Annotated in this window: 15 protein-coding genes; 5 read left to right on the top strand and 10 right to left on the bottom strand. The window is 72.4% G+C overall.

The features are described 5' to 3' along the window. From IOD16_RS03940 to IOD16_RS03930, 3 genes are read right to left on the bottom strand one after another with little or no spacing between them, the layout of a single operon-like run. The gene (locus tag IOD16_RS03940; RefSeq protein ID WP_201438927.1) at nt 1-1,185 is read right to left on the bottom strand and encodes a cytochrome P450; all 1,185 of its coding nucleotides are present in this window, start codon (nt 1,183-1,185) and stop codon (nt 1-3) included. A gap of 59 nt (nt 1,186-1,244) precedes the next feature. Continuing rightward, on the bottom strand, nt 1,245-1,805 hold the full coding sequence (locus IOD16_RS03935) for a TetR/AcrR family transcriptional regulator (protein WP_201438926.1): 561 nt from the start codon (nt 1,803-1,805) through the stop codon (nt 1,245-1,247). Continuing rightward, on the bottom strand, nt 1,802-3,067 hold the full coding sequence (locus tag IOD16_RS03930; RefSeq protein ID WP_201438925.1) for a glutamate-5-semialdehyde dehydrogenase: 1,266 nt from the start codon (nt 3,065-3,067) through the stop codon (nt 1,802-1,804). The genes IOD16_RS03935 and IOD16_RS03930 overlap by 4 nt, the downstream gene beginning before the upstream one ends. 153 nt (nt 3,068-3,220) lie before the next feature. On the opposite strand from IOD16_RS03930, the gene IOD16_RS03925 reads away from it, so the two are divergent. The 3 genes from IOD16_RS03925 (at nt 3,221) to IOD16_RS03915 (ending at nt 7,200) form a co-directional block, all read left to right on the top strand. Continuing rightward, complete coding sequence (locus IOD16_RS03925; RefSeq protein ID WP_201438924.1) at nt 3,221-5,299, top strand: RecQ family ATP-dependent DNA helicase; 2,079 nt, start codon at nt 3,221-3,223, stop codon at nt 5,297-5,299. 45 nt (nt 5,300-5,344) lie between these two features. After that, nucleotides 5,345-5,866 (top strand): GNAT family N-acetyltransferase, encoded by a 522-nt coding sequence (locus IOD16_RS03920; RefSeq protein ID WP_236594740.1) that lies wholly within the window; start codon nt 5,345-5,347, stop codon nt 5,864-5,866. 62 nt (nt 5,867-5,928) lie between these two features. Next, nucleotides 5,929-7,200 carry an MFS transporter gene (locus IOD16_RS03915; protein ID WP_201438922.1) on the top strand — a complete coding sequence of 424 codons (1,272 nt, stop codon included), beginning with the start codon at nt 5,929-5,931 and terminating at the stop codon, nt 7,198-7,200. A 29-nt stretch (nt 7,201-7,229) separates the two neighbouring features. On the opposite strand, the gene IOD16_RS03910 is transcribed toward IOD16_RS03915, so the two are convergent. Beyond that, on the bottom strand, nt 7,230-7,595 hold the full coding sequence (locus IOD16_RS03910) for a MarR family transcriptional regulator (RefSeq protein ID WP_236594739.1): 366 nt from the start codon (nt 7,593-7,595) through the stop codon (nt 7,230-7,232). Nucleotides 7,596-7,615: 20 nt separating this feature from the next. Here IOD16_RS03910 and IOD16_RS03905 point away from each other — a divergent pair, with 20 nt between their 5' ends. Beyond that, nucleotides 7,616-8,014 (top strand): hypothetical protein, encoded by a 399-nt coding sequence (locus tag IOD16_RS03905; RefSeq protein WP_236594738.1) that lies wholly within the window; start codon nt 7,616-7,618, stop codon nt 8,012-8,014. A 73-nt stretch (nt 8,015-8,087) separates the two neighbouring features. Next, a protein-coding gene (locus IOD16_RS03900) for an IS5 family transposase (protein WP_201441186.1) occupies nt 8,088-8,911 on the top strand; the annotation gives its coding sequence in 2 pieces (ribosomal slippage) (nt 8,088-8,442 and nt 8,442-8,911; 825 coding nt in all). 5 nt (nt 8,912-8,916) lie between these two features. Here IOD16_RS03900 and proB read toward each other — a convergent pair. From proB to IOD16_RS03870, 6 genes are all read right to left on the bottom strand, one after another. Then, nucleotides 8,917-10,047, bottom strand: coding sequence for a glutamate 5-kinase (proB, locus tag IOD16_RS03895; protein ID WP_201438921.1), 1,131 nt, complete (start codon nt 10,045-10,047; stop codon nt 8,917-8,919). Further along, nucleotides 10,044-11,501, bottom strand: coding sequence for a GTPase ObgE (gene obgE / locus IOD16_RS03890; protein WP_201438920.1), 1,458 nt, complete (start codon nt 11,499-11,501; stop codon nt 10,044-10,046). Before obgE ends, proB begins: the two co-directional genes overlap by 4 nt. Nucleotides 11,502-11,598: 97 nt before the next feature. Further along, nucleotides 11,599-11,862 (bottom strand): 50S ribosomal protein L27, encoded by a 264-nt coding sequence (gene rpmA, locus IOD16_RS03885; RefSeq protein WP_033437370.1) that lies wholly within the window; start codon nt 11,860-11,862, stop codon nt 11,599-11,601. 14 nt (nt 11,863-11,876) lie between these two features. After that, entirely contained in the window at nt 11,877-12,191 is a 315-nt protein-coding gene (gene rplU / locus IOD16_RS03880; protein WP_053722830.1) for a 50S ribosomal protein L21, read from the bottom strand. 227 nt (nt 12,192-12,418) lie between these two features. Continuing rightward, complete coding sequence (locus IOD16_RS03875) at nt 12,419-15,364, bottom strand: translation initiation factor IF-2 N-terminal domain-containing protein (RefSeq protein WP_201438919.1); 2,946 nt, start codon at nt 15,362-15,364, stop codon at nt 12,419-12,421. Between the two features lie 193 nt (nt 15,365-15,557). Next, a complete protein-coding gene (locus tag IOD16_RS03870) occupies nt 15,558-16,301 on the bottom strand; it encodes a TIGR03936 family radical SAM-associated protein (RefSeq protein WP_123748053.1) in 744 nt (247 codons plus the stop codon). Between the last annotated feature and the right edge of the window lie 84 nt (nt 16,302-16,385).

Raw genomic sequence — 16,385 nt, 5'->3', positions numbered from 1 at the left:
TCACCACCGCACCGGCAGCGCCTGCGGGCCGCGGATGAGGCGGCCCTTCTTGAACGTCACGTCGCCGTCCAGCCGCAGCAGCGGGAACCGCTCGATCAGGGTGCGGATGGCGACCTGCAGCTCCATCCGGGCCAGGGGCGCGCCGATGCAGTGGTGCGCGCCGTGGCCGAACATGATGTGCGGGTTGTGCTCGCGGTGGAAGTCCAGCTCGTGCGGGTTGGCGAACACCGACGGGTCGCGGTTCGCCGTCACGTTGTTGACGAACACCGCCTCGCCCGGCTTGATCGTCACACCGGACAGCTCGACCTCCGCGGTCGCGATCCGGGGGAAGCCCGCGGAGCCGCCCAGCGCGGTGAACCGCAGCAGCTCCTCGATCGCGGCGGGCACCAGCGACGGGTCGGCCCTCAGCTCGCCGAGCCGGTCGGGCCTGCGCAGCAGCTGGAAGACGAAGTTGCCGATCTGGTTCGCGGTGGTCTCGTGGCCCGCCACCAGCAGCGTCACCCCGAACGAGACCAGTTCCGCCTCGCTGAGCCGGTCGTCGTTGTCGCGCGCGGCGATCAGCACGGAGAGCATGTCGTCGGCGGGCTCGGCGCGCTTGCGGTCGACCAGCCCGGCGATGTAGGTCCGCAGCGCCTGGCCGGCGCCCACGATCTCCTCGGGCGTGAACGCGGTGATCGCCACGGCCGCCTCCGACCAGGCGCGGAACTGGCGGCGGTCCTCGACCGGCACGCCGAGCATCTCGCAGATGATCGTGATGGGCAGCGGCATGGCCAGCGCCTCGACCAGGTCCGCGGGCGGGCCCTGCGCCTCCATGTCGTCCAGCAGGCCGTCCACGATCCCCTGGGCCCGCTCGCGCAGCTGTTCGGTGCGCCGCGCCGTGAACGCCTTCGCGACCAGCTTGCGCAGCCGCGTGTGGTCCGGCGGGTCCATGCTCAGGATGTTCGTGTCGGTCGGCATCGTGGGCAGGGTGCGCGGCACGTCGGCGCCCGGCTCCATCACCGCCGCGCGGCTGAACCTCGGGTCCGCCAGCACCGTCTTGACGTCCTCGTACCGGGTGGCCAGCCAGCCCTCACCGCCGTACGGCAGCCGCACCCTGGCCACCGGCTCGTCCCGTTGCAGCTCGAAGTACGTCGGGTTGATCTCCAGGTGGTCGAGCTCGGTGAACGGATAGGACCTGGTCTCCATCGTCTACCCCCATGTAAGCACTCGCTTACATCCGACAGTAGGCAGGTCGTCACGGACCGTCAACCGGGTTGGCTGTGTTCCAACAGGACGGAGGCCGCCCGCGTCACCAGGGCCGCGACGGTCGCGGCGTCCGCCTCCGCCAAGGGCTCTTTGCCGAACACCGTACGCAGCACGCCGATGCCGACGACCCACGCCAGGACGAGGTCCGCGCGCAGCTCCGCGTCCTCCGCGTCCGTAAGGGACGACAGAGCGCGCGCGTACTCCTCACCCAGCTGCCGCCGCACGACCTCCGCCGCCGAGTCGTGGTGCGCGGACCGCAGCACCGCGTACAACGGGTGGTCCTCGCGCCTCGGCTTCTCCTCCATCATCCGCAGCAGCACGTTGCGCAGCAGCTGCTCGGCGGGCGAGTCCTCCAGCAGCTCACGGCTCTGCGTGGCCAGCACGGTCGCGAACAGGGCGTCCTTGCTGCCGAAATAGCGGAACAGCAGGGCCTGGTTCACGCCCGCGAGGCTCGCGATGTCACGCACCGTGGTGCGGTCGAACCCGCGTTCGCCGAACAGCTTCGTGGCGGCGTCCAGCAACGCCGCCTTGGTCGCGGCGGCGTCCCGGGGTCGGCTCACGACGTCGGCCGGACGTGCCCCTCGCCCCAGACCACCCACTTGGACGAGGTGAGCTCGGCCAACCCCATCGGGCCGCGGGCGTGCAGCTTCTGGGTGGAGATGCCGATCTCCGCGCCCATGCCGAACTCGCCGCCGTCGGTGAACGCGGTGGACGCGTTGACCATGACCGCCGCCGCGTCGACCCTGGTGGTGAACCGGCGGGCCGCGGCGAGGTCGCTGGTCACGATGGCCTCGGTGTGGCCGGAGCCGTGCGCGGCGATGTGCTCGATGGCCTCGTCGATCGAGTCGACGACGCGGGCGGCGATGTCCAGCGACAGGTACTCGGTGTCCCAGTCCTCGTCGGTGGCGGCCTGGACCCTGGGGTCGCCGGCGAACCGCTCGTCGCCGTGGATGGTGACGTTCTCGGCCCTGAGGGCCTCGATGATGCGGGGCACGAACTCGTCCGCGATCGAGGCGTGCACGAGCAGCGACTCGGCCGCGTTGCACACGCTCGTGCGGCGGGTCTTGGAGTTGAGCACGATGCGCTGCGCCATGTCGAGGTCGGCGCTCGCGTCCACGTAGACGTGCACGTTGCCCACGCCGGTCTCGATGGCCGGCACGGTGGCCTGCTGCACGACGGCGTTGATCAGGCCCGCGCCGCCGCGCGGGATCACCAGGTCGACCAGGCCGCGCGCGGTGATCAGGTGGGTGACCGAGGCGCGGTCGTGGCACGGCAGCAGCTGCACGGCGTCGGCGGGCAGGCCGGCGGACTCCAGCGCGTCGCGCAGGATCGCGACCAGGGCGGCGTTGGAGTGCTCGGCGGTGGACGAGCCGCGCAGCAGCGCCGCGTTGCCCGACTTCAGCGCCAGGCCGGCCGCGTCGACGGTGACGTTCGGGCGGGCTTCGTAGACCATGCCGACCACGCCCATCGGGACGCGGACCTGCTTCAGCTCGAGGCCGTTCGGCAGGATCGAGCCGCGCAGCACCTCGCCGATCGGGTCCGGGAGGCCGGCCACCGTCTCCAGGCCCTGGGCCACGCCCTCGATCCGGGCCTCGGTGAGGGTGAGGCGGTCGAGCAGGCCCTGGTTCAGGCCCGAGGCCTTGCCCGCCTCGAGGTCCTTGGCGTTGGCCTCCAGCACCTCGACGGCGCGGGTGCGCAGCGCGGTGGCCATCTCGTGCAGCGCGGCGTCCTTGCCCTCCCGGGTGGCGAGGACGAGCTCGTTGGCGGCGACCCGGGCGCGCCGAGCCGCGGCGTGCACCTGTTCGCGCAGGTCATCAGTCACGTCGTCAAGCCTACGGTCACCCGGTCGTGGTTGTCTTCGAGGTTCCCGAGGATCGGACGGCAGCGGGTCGTCCGTCCACGATCGGGTGAAGCTCGGCTGCGGACCCTCGCACAGGTGTCCGTCCTGTCGGGGCCGTCTGCCACTGTGTGGCACATGGACGACAGCGCACTGCGGGAACTGGCCGAGGAACGGCTGAGGGCTTTGGCGGGCCCCGGAGCCGTGCTGCGCGACGACCAGTGGACGGCCATCCGCGCGCTGGTGTCCGAACGGCGGCGGGCGCTGGTGGTGCAGCGCACGGGGTGGGGCAAGTCCGCCGTGTACTTCATCGCCACGGCGCTGCTGCGGTCCCTGGGCGAGGGGCCGACGGTGATCGTGTCGCCGTTGCTGGCGTTGATGCGCAACCAGGTCGACGCGGCCGCGCGGGCGGGCGTGCACGCGGCGACGATCAACTCGGCCAACACCGACGAGTGGCAGGACGTGCAGGACCGGGTGGCGTCCGGTGACGTGGACGTGCTGCTGGTGTCGCCGGAGCGGCTCAACAACCCGGACTTCCGGGACACGGTGCTGCCGTCGCTGACCGCGTCGGCGGGGCTGCTGGTGGTGGACGAGGCGCACTGCATCTCCGACTGGGGCCACGACTTCCGGCCGGACTACCGGAGGCTGCGGACGTTGCTGACCGAGCTGCCGGCCGGCGTGCCGGTGCTCGCCACCACGGCCACGGCCAACGACCGGGTGGTGCGGGACGTGGCCGACCAGCTCGGGTTGGGCGCGGGCACGGACACGCTGGTGCTGCGCGGGCCGCTGGACCGGGAGAGCCTGCGGCTGTCCGCGGTCCGGCTGCCGACCGCCGAGGCCAGGCTGGGGTGGCTGGCCGAGCGGCTGGAGCGGCTGCCCGGCTCGGGGATCATCTACACGCTCACCGTGGCTGCGGCGGACGACGTGGCGGCGTTCCTGCGCGAACGCGGCTACGAGGTGACGGCGTACTCGGGCCGCACCGACCCGGCCGAGCGCCAGCGGGCCGAGGAGGACCTGCTGGCGAACCGCGTCAAGGCGCTGGTGGCGACGTCGGCGCTGGGCATGGGGTTCGACAAGCCGGACCTGGGGTTCGTGGTGCACCTGGGCGCGCCGCCCTCCCCCATCGCCTACTACCAGCAGATCGGCCGCGCCGGGCGTGGCGTGGAGCGGGCCGAGGTGCTGTTGCTGCCCGGTCCGGAGGACAAGGACATCTGGGCGTACTTCGCGTCGCTGGCGTTCCCGCCGGAGCACGTGGTACGGCAGGTGCTCGACGCGCTGCCGGCGGACCGGGCGATGTCGACGGCGGCGCTGGAGCCGATGGTGGAGCTGTCGCGCACCCGGCTGGAAGTGGTGCTGAAGGTGCTCGACGTGGACGGGGCCGTGCGGCGGGTGCGCGGCGGGTGGGTCGCGACGGGGCAGCCCTGGTCCTACGACGCCGAGCGGTACGAGCGGATCGAGGCGGCGCGGCGGGTGGAGCGGCAGGCGGTGCTGGACTACCTGGCCACCGACGGCTGCCGCATGGAGTTCCTGTTGCGGCAGTTGGACGACCCGCACGCGGCGCCGTGCGGGCGGTGCGACAACTGCACCGGGCAGCGGCCGTCGGCGGAGGTGTCGGAGACGGCGGCGTCAGCGGCGCGGGAGCGGCTGCTGCGGCCCGGCGTCGAGGTGGAGCCGCGCAAGATGTGGCCGACCGGGATGGCGGCGGCCGGGGTGTCGTTGTCCGGGAAGATCCCGGCGGGCGAGATCGCGGCGACGGGGCGGGCGCTGGGGCGGTTGACCGACATCGGCTGGGGCAACCGGTTGCGGTCGTTGTTCGCCGGCGCCGACCAGGAGATCCCCGACGACGTGTTCGCCGCGTGCGTGAAGGTGCTGTCCGCGTGGAGCTGGGCGGAACGGCCGGTGGGCGTGGTGACGGTCGGGTCGCGGTCCAGGCCCGCGCTCGTGGGCAGCTTCGGGCAGCGGATCGCGGCGGTCGGGCGGCTGCCGCTGCTCGGCCAGGTGTGGCTGGGCGAGGCGACGCGCCGGGCCAACAGCGCGCAACGGCTGGTGGGGCTGGTGCGCGAGACCGACGTGCCGGACCTGTCCGGGGTGGACGGTCCGGTGCTGCTGGTGGACGACCAGGTCGACACCGGCTGGACCATGACGGTCGCCGCGCGGCTGCTGCGGCGGGCGGGCGCGTCGGCGGTGCTGCCGTTCGCGCTGGCGGTGACGGCGTGACGAGGAGGTGAGGGCGACGGGGTGAGACTGACGACGGAACGGTTGGTGTTACGGCCTTTCACGACGGCCGACGCGCCCGCGTTCGCCGCGTACCGGTCGGAGCCGGACGTGGCCAGGTACCAGGGCTGGGAGGCGCCGTTCCCCTTGGCGCAGGCCGAGGAGTTCGTGCGGGACGTCGCCGCGGCCGACCCGACCGCGCCGGGCTGGTACCAGTTCGCGGTCGAGGCGGGCGGGGTGCTCGTCGGCGACGTCGGGGTGGGTCTGCACGAGAACCGGAGGCAGGCCGACATCGGGTACACGCTGGCGACCGCGCACCAGGGACGCGGGTACGCGGCGGAGGCCGTGCGGCAGGTGGTGGCGTACCTGTTCGAGGTGCGCGGGCTGCACCGGGTGGCCGCCGAGTGCGACGCCCGCAACGTCCGGTCGGCGCGGCTGCTGACCAGGCTCGGGTTCCGGCAGGAGGGGCACCGGGTGCAGAGCACGTGGGCGAAGGGAGAGTGGACGGACGACCTGCTGTTCGGCCTGCTGGCCACCGAGTGGCGCACCGCGACCGGCTCGCGGGGCTGAGCCCGACGAGGTTCGGTGAAAGATCTACCGACTTCAGCGGCTTTGTGGTTGTGTCCAACCCCATGGCCGCCCTGGAGACCGAGCCCCAGCACCGCCTGCCCGTCCGCAAGCTCGTCGCGGCGTCGATCGGGAACGCCATCGAGTGGTACGACTGGACGATCTACGCCACCTTCTCGATCTACTTCGCCACTCAGGTCTTCCCGAAGGACAACCCGCGGCTCGCGTTGATCAACACGCTCGCGGCGTACGCGATCGCGTTCTTCTTCCGGCCGTTGGGCGGGTACCTGCTCGGCAGGTTCGCTGACCTGCGCGGGCGGCGGACGGCCATGTTGTTGACGATCGTGCTGATGGCCGGTGGTTCGGTCGCGATCGGGCTGCTGCCGACCTACGCGCAGGTGGGCTGGTTGGCGCCGATCCTGCTGCTGCTGGCGCGGGTCGCCCAGGGCTTGTCGCTGGGCGGTGAGGTCTCCAACGCCTCGGCGTACCTGGCGGAGATCGCGCCGCCGCGCCGGCGGGGGCGGTACTCGGCGTTCTTCTACATCTCCACCGGCACCGCCGTGCTGGTCGCGTCGCTGCTCGGGTACGCGCTGTCCCGCTCGCTCGACGCCGCCCAACTGGCGTCGTACGGCTGGCGCATCCCGTTCCTGATCGGCGGCGTGCTGGGACTGGTCGGCCTGTGGCTGCGGCGCAGCCTGGAGGAGACCGAGCAGTTCGAGCACAACAAGGCCAAGGCGCAGCAGCTCAAGCGCCCGCTGCTGACGACCCTGCGCGAGCACCCGAAGGCGGTGGTGCGGCTCGTCGGCTTCACCATGCTGTCGACGCTGTGCTACTACACGTTCTTCAGCGCGCTGACGCCGTTCGCGGTGACCAAGCGGGGCGCGGACGCGGGGGACGTGTTCCTCGCCTTGTCGATCGCGACGGCCCTGTTCATCGTGCTGCAGTACCCGCTGGGCGCGTTGTCGGACCGGGTCGGCCGCAAGCCCCAGCTGCTGGTCTGGTCGGCCGCGACGGCGGTGCTGGTGGTGCCGCTGTCCACGCTGATCGGGCCGGGTGTGGGCAACCTGCTCCTGGTGTTCTGCGTCGGCCTCAGCCTCTACACCGCGATGACGTCGATCGCGCCCGCCGTGATGAGCGAGCTGTTCCCCACCGAGCTGCGCGCCCTGGGCATCGGCTCCTGGTACAACCTGACCGTGGCGCTGTTCGGCGGCACCGCGCCGCTGGTGATCCAGTGGCTGCCGGGCAGCACGTTCTTCGTCTACGTCGCGGCCGGGGCCGCCATCGCGTTCGTCGTCATCCTCACGATGCCCGAGACGAAGGGCGAGACCCTGCGGTAACGCCCCTCAAGAGGTCGCGGACAGCCGGGTCAAGGGCTCGCCGGACAGCTCCCGCAGGGCCGCCGGCGCCGCGGCTCGCCTGGCCGGGGGGGCAGTTCGGCCAGGAAGCCGTCCTCCATGCGCCGGACCGCGGCACGGGCGCCGCGCCATCGCTTGCGCCCCTCCGCGGTCGGCTCGACGATCCGCGCCCGTCGGTCGTCCGGATCGGGCCGCCGGGACAGCAGCCCTTCGGCCTCCATCCCGTCGATGATCGTGACCATCCTCGTCTTGTCCACGTCGACCGCCCTGGCCGGCGCCAACTGGGTCGGCGTGGCACCCCGGGACAGCTCGGTGAGCACCACGTGGGCCCGCATGCCCCGCCCGTGCCGCTCCAGCAGCGGCAGTTCCGCGGCCACGAGCGCGACTTCTCGGACGCGTGGAGGCCGATGCGCTCAGGAGCAAGGGGATCACCGGCCCGGAGTCGGGGTTCGCGGGACCGGCGCGCGTCAGCGTCACCGAGTTCACCCTCGACGACCTCCGCCGCACGCCGGGCGCCTACCGGGCGGGCTTCACGCTCAGCCGCGCGTGGCCGGGCCTGAACGGCGCGGTGGGCCTGTGGCTGTGGGCCGAGCCGCTGCGCAAGCGCCTGGGCTCGGTGTCGGTGTGGCGCGACCACGCGGGCATGCGCGGCTTCGTCGGCCTGCCCGCGCACGTGGCGATCATGCGGAAGTACCGGGAGCTCGGCGTCACCCGCGCCACCACCTGGCACACCGAGGACGTCGACCCGCACGGGACCTGGCGGACCGCCGCCCGGTGGCTGCGCGACCGCGCTTAAGAACTCCTAACAGAATGATCTTGGGTATGCTGTGATCTTGTCGGATGTGGTGTTGGTCCGGTGGGAGGTTGGTGTGGCCCGGCGTCGGCCGTGGGAGGTCGAGGACGAGCTGTGGGAGTTGATCGAACCGCTGTTGCCGAAGGTCGAGCGGCGGTTCCGGTATCCCGGTCGTAGGCGGTTGGACGATCGCAAGGCGTTGTGCGGCATCCTGTTCGTGCTCTACACGGGCATCCAGTGGGAGTTCCTGCCCCAGGAGCTGGGCTACGGGTCGGGCATGACGTGTTGGCGGCGGTTGCGGGACTGGAACGCCGCAGGGGTGTGGTCCCGGCTGCACGAGCTGCTGTTGGCGAGGTTGCAGGCCGCGGGGGCGTTGGACTGGTCTCGGGCGGTGGTGGACTCCTCGTCGATCAGGGCGGTGAAGGGCGGCCCAAAACCGGGCCGAGCCCGGTCGACCGTGCCCGGGCGGGCTCCAAGCACCACGTGATCACCGACGGCGGCGGCGTGCCCTTGGCGGTGACGTTGACCGGCGCGAACCGTAACGACATCACCCAGTTGATGCCGCTGATCCACGCCGTCCCGCCCGTGCGTGGACGGGTGGGACGACCGCGGCGTAGGCCCGGCCGGTTGTTCGCCGACCGGGCCTACGACCACGACAAGTACCGCCGCCAACTCCGCGCCCAGGGCATCCGGCCGGTCATCGCCCGCCGCGGCGTCGAACACGGCTCGGGTCTGGGCGTCCACCGCTGGGTGGTCGAACAGACCCTCGCGCTGCTGCACTGGTTCCGCCGCCTGCGCGTCCGCTGGGAGATCCGCGACGACATCCACGAGGCCTTCCTCAGCATCGCCTGCTCGATCATCTGCTGGCGACGCCTCCAACGCCACCACTCATTGCGTTAGGAGTTCTAAGCCCGCAACGGCACCAGGTCGTCGGCGTGCACGACCTCGCGGCGCTGCTCGGCCGGCAGGTCGCCGGTCTTGCGGCCGATCAGGGCGGGCAGCTCGGCGGCGTCGAAACCGACCACGCCGCGGGCCACCACGTGCCCGGACGGGTCGACCAGCTCGACCACGTCACCGGCCTCGAACGCGCCCTCCACACCGGTGATGCCCGCCGCCAGCAGCGAACGCCTGCGGCCGACGACCGCGGCCACCGCGCCGTCGTCCAGCACCAGCCTGCCGGTCGCGTCGGCCGCGTGCCCCAACCAGAAGCGGCGCGCGGTCAACCTCGGGCCGGTCACCGCGAACGCCGTGCCGACGTCCGCCGCGCTCAACGCCCGAGACGCGTCCGCCGCACCGGCCAGCAGCACGGGGACGCCCGCCGACGCCGCCAACCTGGCCGCGGCCAGCTTCGACGCCATGCCGCCCGTGCCGAGCCCCGACGCGCCGACCGAACCCGCCCGCACACCGTCCACATCGGACGGGCCGGCCACCTCGGTGACGCGTTGCGCGCCCGGCTGCCGGGGGTCGCCGTCGTAGAGCGCGTCGACGTCGGAGAGCAGGAACAACGCGTCCGCGCCGACCAGGTGCGCCACCAGCGCGGCCAACCGGTCGTTGTCGCCGAACCGGATCTCCTCGGTGGCCACCGTGTCGTTCTCGTTCACCACCGGCACCGCGCCCAGCGCCAGCAGCCGGGAGAACGTGCGCTGCGCGTTGCGGTAGTGCGACCGCCGCACGACGTCGTCCGCGGTCAGCAGCACCTGTCCGACGGTCAACGAGAACCGCCCGAACGAGTTCGCGTACGCGTGGGCCAGCGCCAACTGGCCGACGCTCGCCGCCGCCTGCTGCGTGGCCAGGTCACGGGGCCGCCGCGTCACGCCCAGCGGCGCGAGACCGGCGGCGATCGCGCCCGACGACACCAGCACCACCTGGCTGCCCGCCGCGCACCGCGCCGCGACCGCGTCCACGAGCGCGTCCAGCCGGTCCCGGTCCAACCCGCCCGCGGCGGTGGTCAGCGACGAGGACCCGACCTTCACCACGACCCTGGACGCCGCGGACACCGCCTGCCGGGCCTGCGACGCCGCCACCGACCCGATCACTCGTCGATGTCCTCTTCGAACTCGTCGTACTCGCCGGGGATGCGCCGGGCCTTCTTCGCCGCCAACCGCTCGGACGCGCCGACGCGGTTGCTGACCTCCAGCCGCGCGTCCGTGCCGCGACCGCTCATGGTCATCGCGATGCCCGAGGGCGTGGTCGGCTCCCAGTCGAACACCAGGTCGCCGATGGTGACCTGGCAGCCCGGCTCGGCGCCCTTCTTGATCAGCGCGTCCTCGACGCCGAGGCGCGCGAGCCGGTCGGCGAGGTAGCCCACGGCCTCGTCGTTGTTGAAGTCCGTCTGCCTGATCCACCGCTCGGGCCGCTCGCCGCGCACGATGAAGCCGCCTTCGCTCAGCGGGTCCTCCACCACGGTGAAGCCCTGGTCGTCCACGGCCCTGGGCCGCAGCACGATCCGGGTCGACTCCTGCTTCGGCTTCGCCGACCGGTACTCCTCGACCACCCGCGCCAGCGCGAACGTCAGCTCGCGCAGCCCTTCGCGGCTGGCCGTGGACACCTCGAACACCGGCAGGCCGCGTGCCTCGATGTCCGGGCGCACCAGCTCGGCCAGCTCACGGGCCTCGGGCACGTCGATCTTGTTCAGGACCACGACGCGCGGCCGTTCGGCCAAGTCGTCGGCCAGGGAGGGGGTGTACTTCGCCAGCTCCTCCTCCAGCGCGTCGATGTCCGACAGCGGGTCGCGGTCCGCCTCGTACGTGGCGCAGTCCACGACGTGCACCAGCACCGCGCAACGCTCGATGTGCCGCAGGAAGTCCAGGCCGAGGCCCTTGCCCTCGGACGCGCCGGGGATCAGGCCGGGCACGTCCGCCATGGTGAAGACGGTCTCGCCGCCGGTGATCACGCCCAGGTTCGGCACCAGCGTGGTGAACGGGTAGTCGGCGATCTTCGGCTTGGCCGCGGACAGCACCGAGATCAGCGACGACTTGCCCGCCGACGGGAAGCCGAGCAGGCCGACGTCCGCGACGGACTTCAGCTCCAGCACGAGGTCGTGCTGCTCCCCCGGTTCGCCCAGCAGCGCGAAACCGGGAGCCTTGCGGGCCTTGGACGCCAGCGAGGCGTTGCCGAGGCCGCCGCGGCCGCCCTGCGCCGCGATCAGCCGGGTGCCCTCGCCGACGAGGTCCGCGACGACCTCGCCGTCCGGCGTCATGACGACCGTGCCGTCGGGCACGCGCAGTTCGAGGTCCGCGCCGTGCGCGCCGTCGCGGTTGCCGCCCTGGCCGCCCTTGCCGCTGCCGGCGGCGGCGTTGGGGCGGAAGTGGAAGTCGAGGAGGGTGTGGACCTGCGAGTCCACGACCAGCACGACGTCGCCGCCCTTGCCGCCGTTGCCGCCGTCGGGGCCACCGAGCGGCTTGAACTTCTCGCGGTGCACGGACGCGACCCCGTTGCCCCCGTCACCTGCGGCGACGTGGATGACGACCCGGTCGACGAAGCGGGACACGGGGGACTTCCTTTCCTAAAGAAGCAACGAGGGGCGGGAGCCGGAATGCACCGGTCCCGCCCCTCGTCGGAGGTCGTTCCGTCGTCGCCCGAGGCGCTTAAGCAGCAGCCTCGACCGGGACGATGTTCACGGTCTTGCGACCGCGCTTGCTACCGAACTCGACCGCACCGGGAGTCAGCGCGAACAGCGTGTCGTCCTTGCCGCGGCCGACGTTGACGCCGGGGTGGAACTTGGTGCCGCGCTGGCGGATCAGGATCTCGCCGGCCTTGACGACCTGACCGCCGAACCGCTTCACGCCGAGGTACTGGGCGTTGGAGTCACGGCCGTTGCGGGAGCTGGAGGCGCCCTTCTTGTGTGCCATGGCTAGTCAGATCCTCACTTACCGGTGATGCCGGTGACCTCGACGCGGGTCAACTTCTGGCGGTGACCCTGGCGCTTGTGGTAGCCGGTCTTGTTCTTGAACTTGTGGATGCGGATCTTGGGGCCCTTGGTCTGCTCGACGACCTTGCCGGTCACCGAGAACTTCGCCAGGGCGTCCGCCGCGGAGGTGACGTCATCGCCGTCCACAACGAGAAGCGGCGCCGCGAAGGTGATCTCGGTGTCCGGCTCGCCCTCGAGCTTCTCGACCTCGATGACGTCGCCGACAGCCACCTTGTACTGCTTGCCGCCGGTCTTGACGATCGCGTACATCGGGACGGAAGTCTCCTGCTACTCGACGGGACGGGATCGCGCGTGCCTCGGCCGCTTTGACTAGCGAGCGAGCTGGGCTTCACGCGACAGGGCCCACCGGACGGCGGGCCGCGTATCAGGTTACGTGGCGGTGGACTACGGGGTCAAACCGGGGTGGGTGTACCGGCCCCGGAACGCCGGAACCGCTGCTCAGACGGGCTGCGCAGCGGTTCCGGCGAGGCGGTGGATCAGCTCTCCTTGGCCCCGTCCAGCGGCGGGCCGGCGGGCCGGGAGGCGGCCCGGCGAGCCGCGCGGCGACGCGTGGTCACCGCGGGCGCGCTCGGCTCGACGTGGCCGTTGACCGGCTGCTCGGCGACCGGCGCCGGCGCGCTCGCCCGAGGGGCGGGCGGGACCTCCACCGGCGTCACCGCGACGGGCGGGGTGACGGGCTCGGGCACCATGGCGGGCTTGGTCACCCGCCGCCGGGTCCGCCCGGTCTTGACGGGCTCGGCAACGGGCGCCGAGGGTGCCTCGACGGCCTGCTGCGCCGTGTCCGCGGCCGCGACCGGGGCGGGAGCCGCCTGCTCGACGACCGGCCGTTCGACGACCGGCGCGGCGACGGGCTGCTCGACGACCGGCTGGACGGCGACCGGCTGGGCAGCGGACTGCCCGGACTGCTCAGGCGCCTCCGGCTCGGACTGCTCGGGCGCGGACTGCTCGGGGGCCGTCGACGACTCGGGCTCCTCGTCGCCGTGCTTGACGACCGCACCGGCCTCGCGGCGGGCCCGGCGGCGTTGGCGGCGGTCGCGCTTCGGGGTCTCCGGCGCGGCCTCCTCCTCCAGCAGGGCGGACACGGGCTCGACCGACGTCGGCTGCTCCGCGATCGCCTCGGGCTCCTCGGTCGGCTCCACGGTCTGCTCGGCCACGGGCTCCGGGACGTCCGCGTGCTTGGCGCGGCGCGACTTGCGGCCGCCACCCTGCTGCTGTTGCTGGGACTGCTGCTGGGCCTGCTGGCCACCGCCGCCGCCACCGTTGCCGTGCGAGTGCATCGGCTCGGTCGTGACGACCAGGCCACGCCCGCGGCAGTGCTCGCAGGTCGTCGAGAACGCCTCCAGCAGGCCGGTGCCGACCCGCTTGCGCGTCATCTGCACCAGACCCAGCGACGTCACCTCCGCCACCTGGTGGCGGGTGCGGTCGCGGCCGAGGCACTCGGTCAGCCGGCGCAGCACCAGGTCGCGGTTCGACTCCAGCACCATGTCGATGAAGTCGATCACGATGATGCCGCCGACGTCGCGCAACCTGAGCTGGCGGACGATCTCCTCGGCCGCCTCCAGGTTGTTCCGGGTCACCGTCTCCTCGAGGTTTCCACCCGATCCGGTGAACTTGCCGGTGTTGACGTCGATGACCGTCATCGCCTCGGTGCGGTCGATGACCAGGTAGCCGCCCGACGGCAGCCAGACCTTGCGGTCCAGCGCCTTGAGCAGCTGCTCGTCGATGCGGTACTCGGTGAACGCGTCGCTGTTGCCCACGTGCTTGCGCAGCCGTTCCTGGAGGTCGGGCGCGACGTGCCGGACGTAGCCGTCGATGGTCTCCCACGCGTCCGAGCCCTGGACGACGAGCGCGGCGAAGTCCTCGGTGAACAGGTCGCGCACGACCTTCACCAGCAGGTCCGGCTCTTCGTACAGCAGCTGCGGCGCCTGGGCCTTGGGCGTGTCGGCCTTGTCCTTGATGACCTGCCACTGCGCCTGCAGGCGGGTGACGTCGCGGGCCAGCTCCTCCTCGGCGATGCCCTCCGAGGCGGTGCGGATGATGACGCCCGCGTCCTCGGGGACGACGCGCTTGAGGATGTCCTTGAGGCGCTTGCGCTCGTTGTCGGGCAGCTTGCGGCTGATGCCGGTCGCGCCGCCGCCGGGCACGTACACCAGGAAGCGGCCGGGCAGGCTGATCTGGGTGGTCAGCCGGGCGCCCTTGTGGCCGACCGGGTCCTTGGTGACCTGCACCAGCACGCTGTCGCCGGTCGAGAGGGCCTGCTCGATCTTGCGGGCCTTGCCCTCCAGGCCGGCCGCGTCCCAGTCGACCTCGCCCGCGTACAGCACCGCGTTGCGGCCGCGGCCGATGTCGATGAACGCCGCCTCCATCGAGGGCAGCACGTTCTGCACCCGGCCGAGGTAGACGTTGCCGACCAGCGAGCCGGTGCCCGAGGAGGTCACGAAGTGCTCGACCAGGACGCCGTCCTCCAGCACGCCGATCTGCGTGCGGTCGCCGCGCTCGCGCACCACCATCGTGCGCTCCACGGCCTCGCGGCGGGCCAGGAACTCGGCCTCGGACAGCACGGGGGCGCGGCGGCGGCCCGCCTCGCGGCCGTCGCGGCGGCGCTGGCGCTTGGCCTCCAGCCGGGTCGACCCGCGGACGCTGCGCACCTCGCTCTGCGCGGCCTCGGAGTCGGCCTTGTCGTCACGGGCGTCACGAGCGGGCTCGCGGACGTGGACGACGGTGTTCGGCGGGTCGTCCTCGCTCGGCGCGGCCTCTTCCTCGGCGCCGGTCTTGCGGCGACGGCGACGACGGCGACGGCGGCTGCCCGGGCCCTCGTCGTCGGCCGACTCGTCGGCGGCCTCGGCTTCGGCCTCGACGGCCTCGGCCGGCTCCTCGCCGGTCTCGTCGTCGCCGTTCTCGTCGCCGACGCCCTTGCCGCGACCGCGCCCACGACGGCCGCGGCGACGGCGACGGCGGCCTTCGCCCTCGTCACCGGCGTCGTCGGCGGACGCGTGGTCGTCGGCGTCGTCCTCGGTGTCGTCGAGGTCTTCGTCCCGGCTCGCCGGGACCTCCTTGACCACCGGGGTCGGCGGCAGGAACACCGCGGACGGCGGCGCGAACAGCGGCACCAGCGGCGCCACGTCGCGGGTCACCCGCACCGGTTCCTCGGTCTGCTCGTCCACCTCGCCGGTGACGATGTCGTCCCAGGCCAGGAGGCTCTCGGCGACCTTGAGCGCGAGATCGCGGCTCACGCTCGACTGCGCGCCCTTGACCGTCTCGCCGAGGTCGGCGAGGGCGGCCACCACGTCCTTGCTGCTCGCGCCGAGCAGCTTGGCCAGCGCGTGCACCCGCAGCTTGGCGGGCAGATCCGCCAGATCCGGGTGTGCGGATGTGGCGTTACCCCCGCCGGCGGCGCCGGCAGGCTTTTCCGTGTTCGACAATGCAGCTCCTCCGCCCCCGGGCGCGTCCCAACCGACGCGGCCGCGCAGGGGCCTCTCTTGTCCACTCACCGCCGCGGCTGGCGGCGGGAATCCTTGCCTTGCGCTGTGGCGCCCACCCGCTGGGGGAAGGCGGCACAGCAGGTCCCATAACTCTTTCGACGACGCCGTCAGCGCCGCTCCACTCACCGCCCGGTCAGACCTCCGCCGCCCTGTCCAGGGCAAGCGGGTCGACCAGGCCGCCTTCATCGTCCAGCCGCCCCTGCGCCATCCGGGTCGCCTTCGCGGGAACCGGCGGAACCAGGTCGGCGACGACTCGGAGCGCACTCAGCACGTCGTCGGGCCTCACGGTAGGGGTTGTCTGCCGTACGACCGTCATGAGTATCCCACACGGCTGTGACAAATCTCGTGCATCGTGTCCCGCGTCGCTCGAATGCGTCCCCGTCCACGCCTCGACCTCGGCCGACACGATCGCCGGCCGCACGTCCACGATCTTCTTGCCGTCCTTGGTGAGCCGCTCGACCTCGACGGACGCCGAACCCATCAGCGCGGTCACGGCTTCGGTCAGCTCTTCGGGCGACACGCCGGGCAGCTCCACCCGCCACGCGCTGGCCTCGATCCGCTCGGGCAGCGTGCCGCCGGCGGACTGGACGACCTCCAGCACGTCCAGCCCGGGTGGCAGCACGGCGTCCAGGGCGGTCCGCAGCGCCTCCGGGTCGACCCGGTCGACCACGGACACCTCGACGTACTCGGCCTCGCTCGCCACGCCCGTGGGCGCCGCGCCGACCCATGACACCTTCGGGTGAGGGCTGAAACCCTGCGAATAAGCCATGGGGACGCCTGCCCGACGCAGCGCGCGCTCAAACGTGCGCGCGATGTCACGGTGTGACGTGAACCGCAGCCGACCGCGTTTGGCATAGCGCAGTCGGAGCTTCTGCACAGGTGCGGCCGACGGGTTGGGCTGCTGCTGGCGGCTCAGGGCTACTCCCCTTGGGTACCGGGTGGCCCGCGACGGGGTGAGCAC

It is taken from the genome of Saccharothrix sp. 6-C (assembly GCF_016695385.1).
Taxonomy (GTDB): Bacteria; Actinomycetota; Actinomycetes; order Mycobacteriales; family Pseudonocardiaceae; genus Actinosynnema; species Actinosynnema texasense.
Note: the sequence above shows the minus strand (reverse complement) of the source record. Positions and strands in the feature narration are given on the sequence as shown.

Excerpts from the sequence above, each read along its gene's own strand:
- IOD16_RS03925 (WP_201438924.1), top strand. The coding sequence starts at position 3,221 with ATGGACGACAGCGCACTGCGGGAACTGGCCGAGGAACGGCTGAGGGCT.
- rplU (WP_053722830.1), bottom strand. The coding sequence starts at position 12,191 with ATGTACGCGATCGTCAAGACCGGCGGCAAGCAGTACAAGGTGGCTGTC.
- rpmA (WP_033437370.1), bottom strand. The coding sequence starts at position 11,862 with ATGGCACACAAGAAGGGCGCCTCCAGCTCCCGCAACGGCCGTGACTCC.
- IOD16_RS03940 (WP_201438927.1), bottom strand. The coding sequence starts at position 1,185 with ATGGAGACCAGGTCCTATCCGTTCACCGAGCTCGACCACCTGGAGATC.
- IOD16_RS03915 (WP_201438922.1), top strand. The coding sequence starts at position 5,929 with ATGGCCGCCCTGGAGACCGAGCCCCAGCACCGCCTGCCCGTCCGCAAG.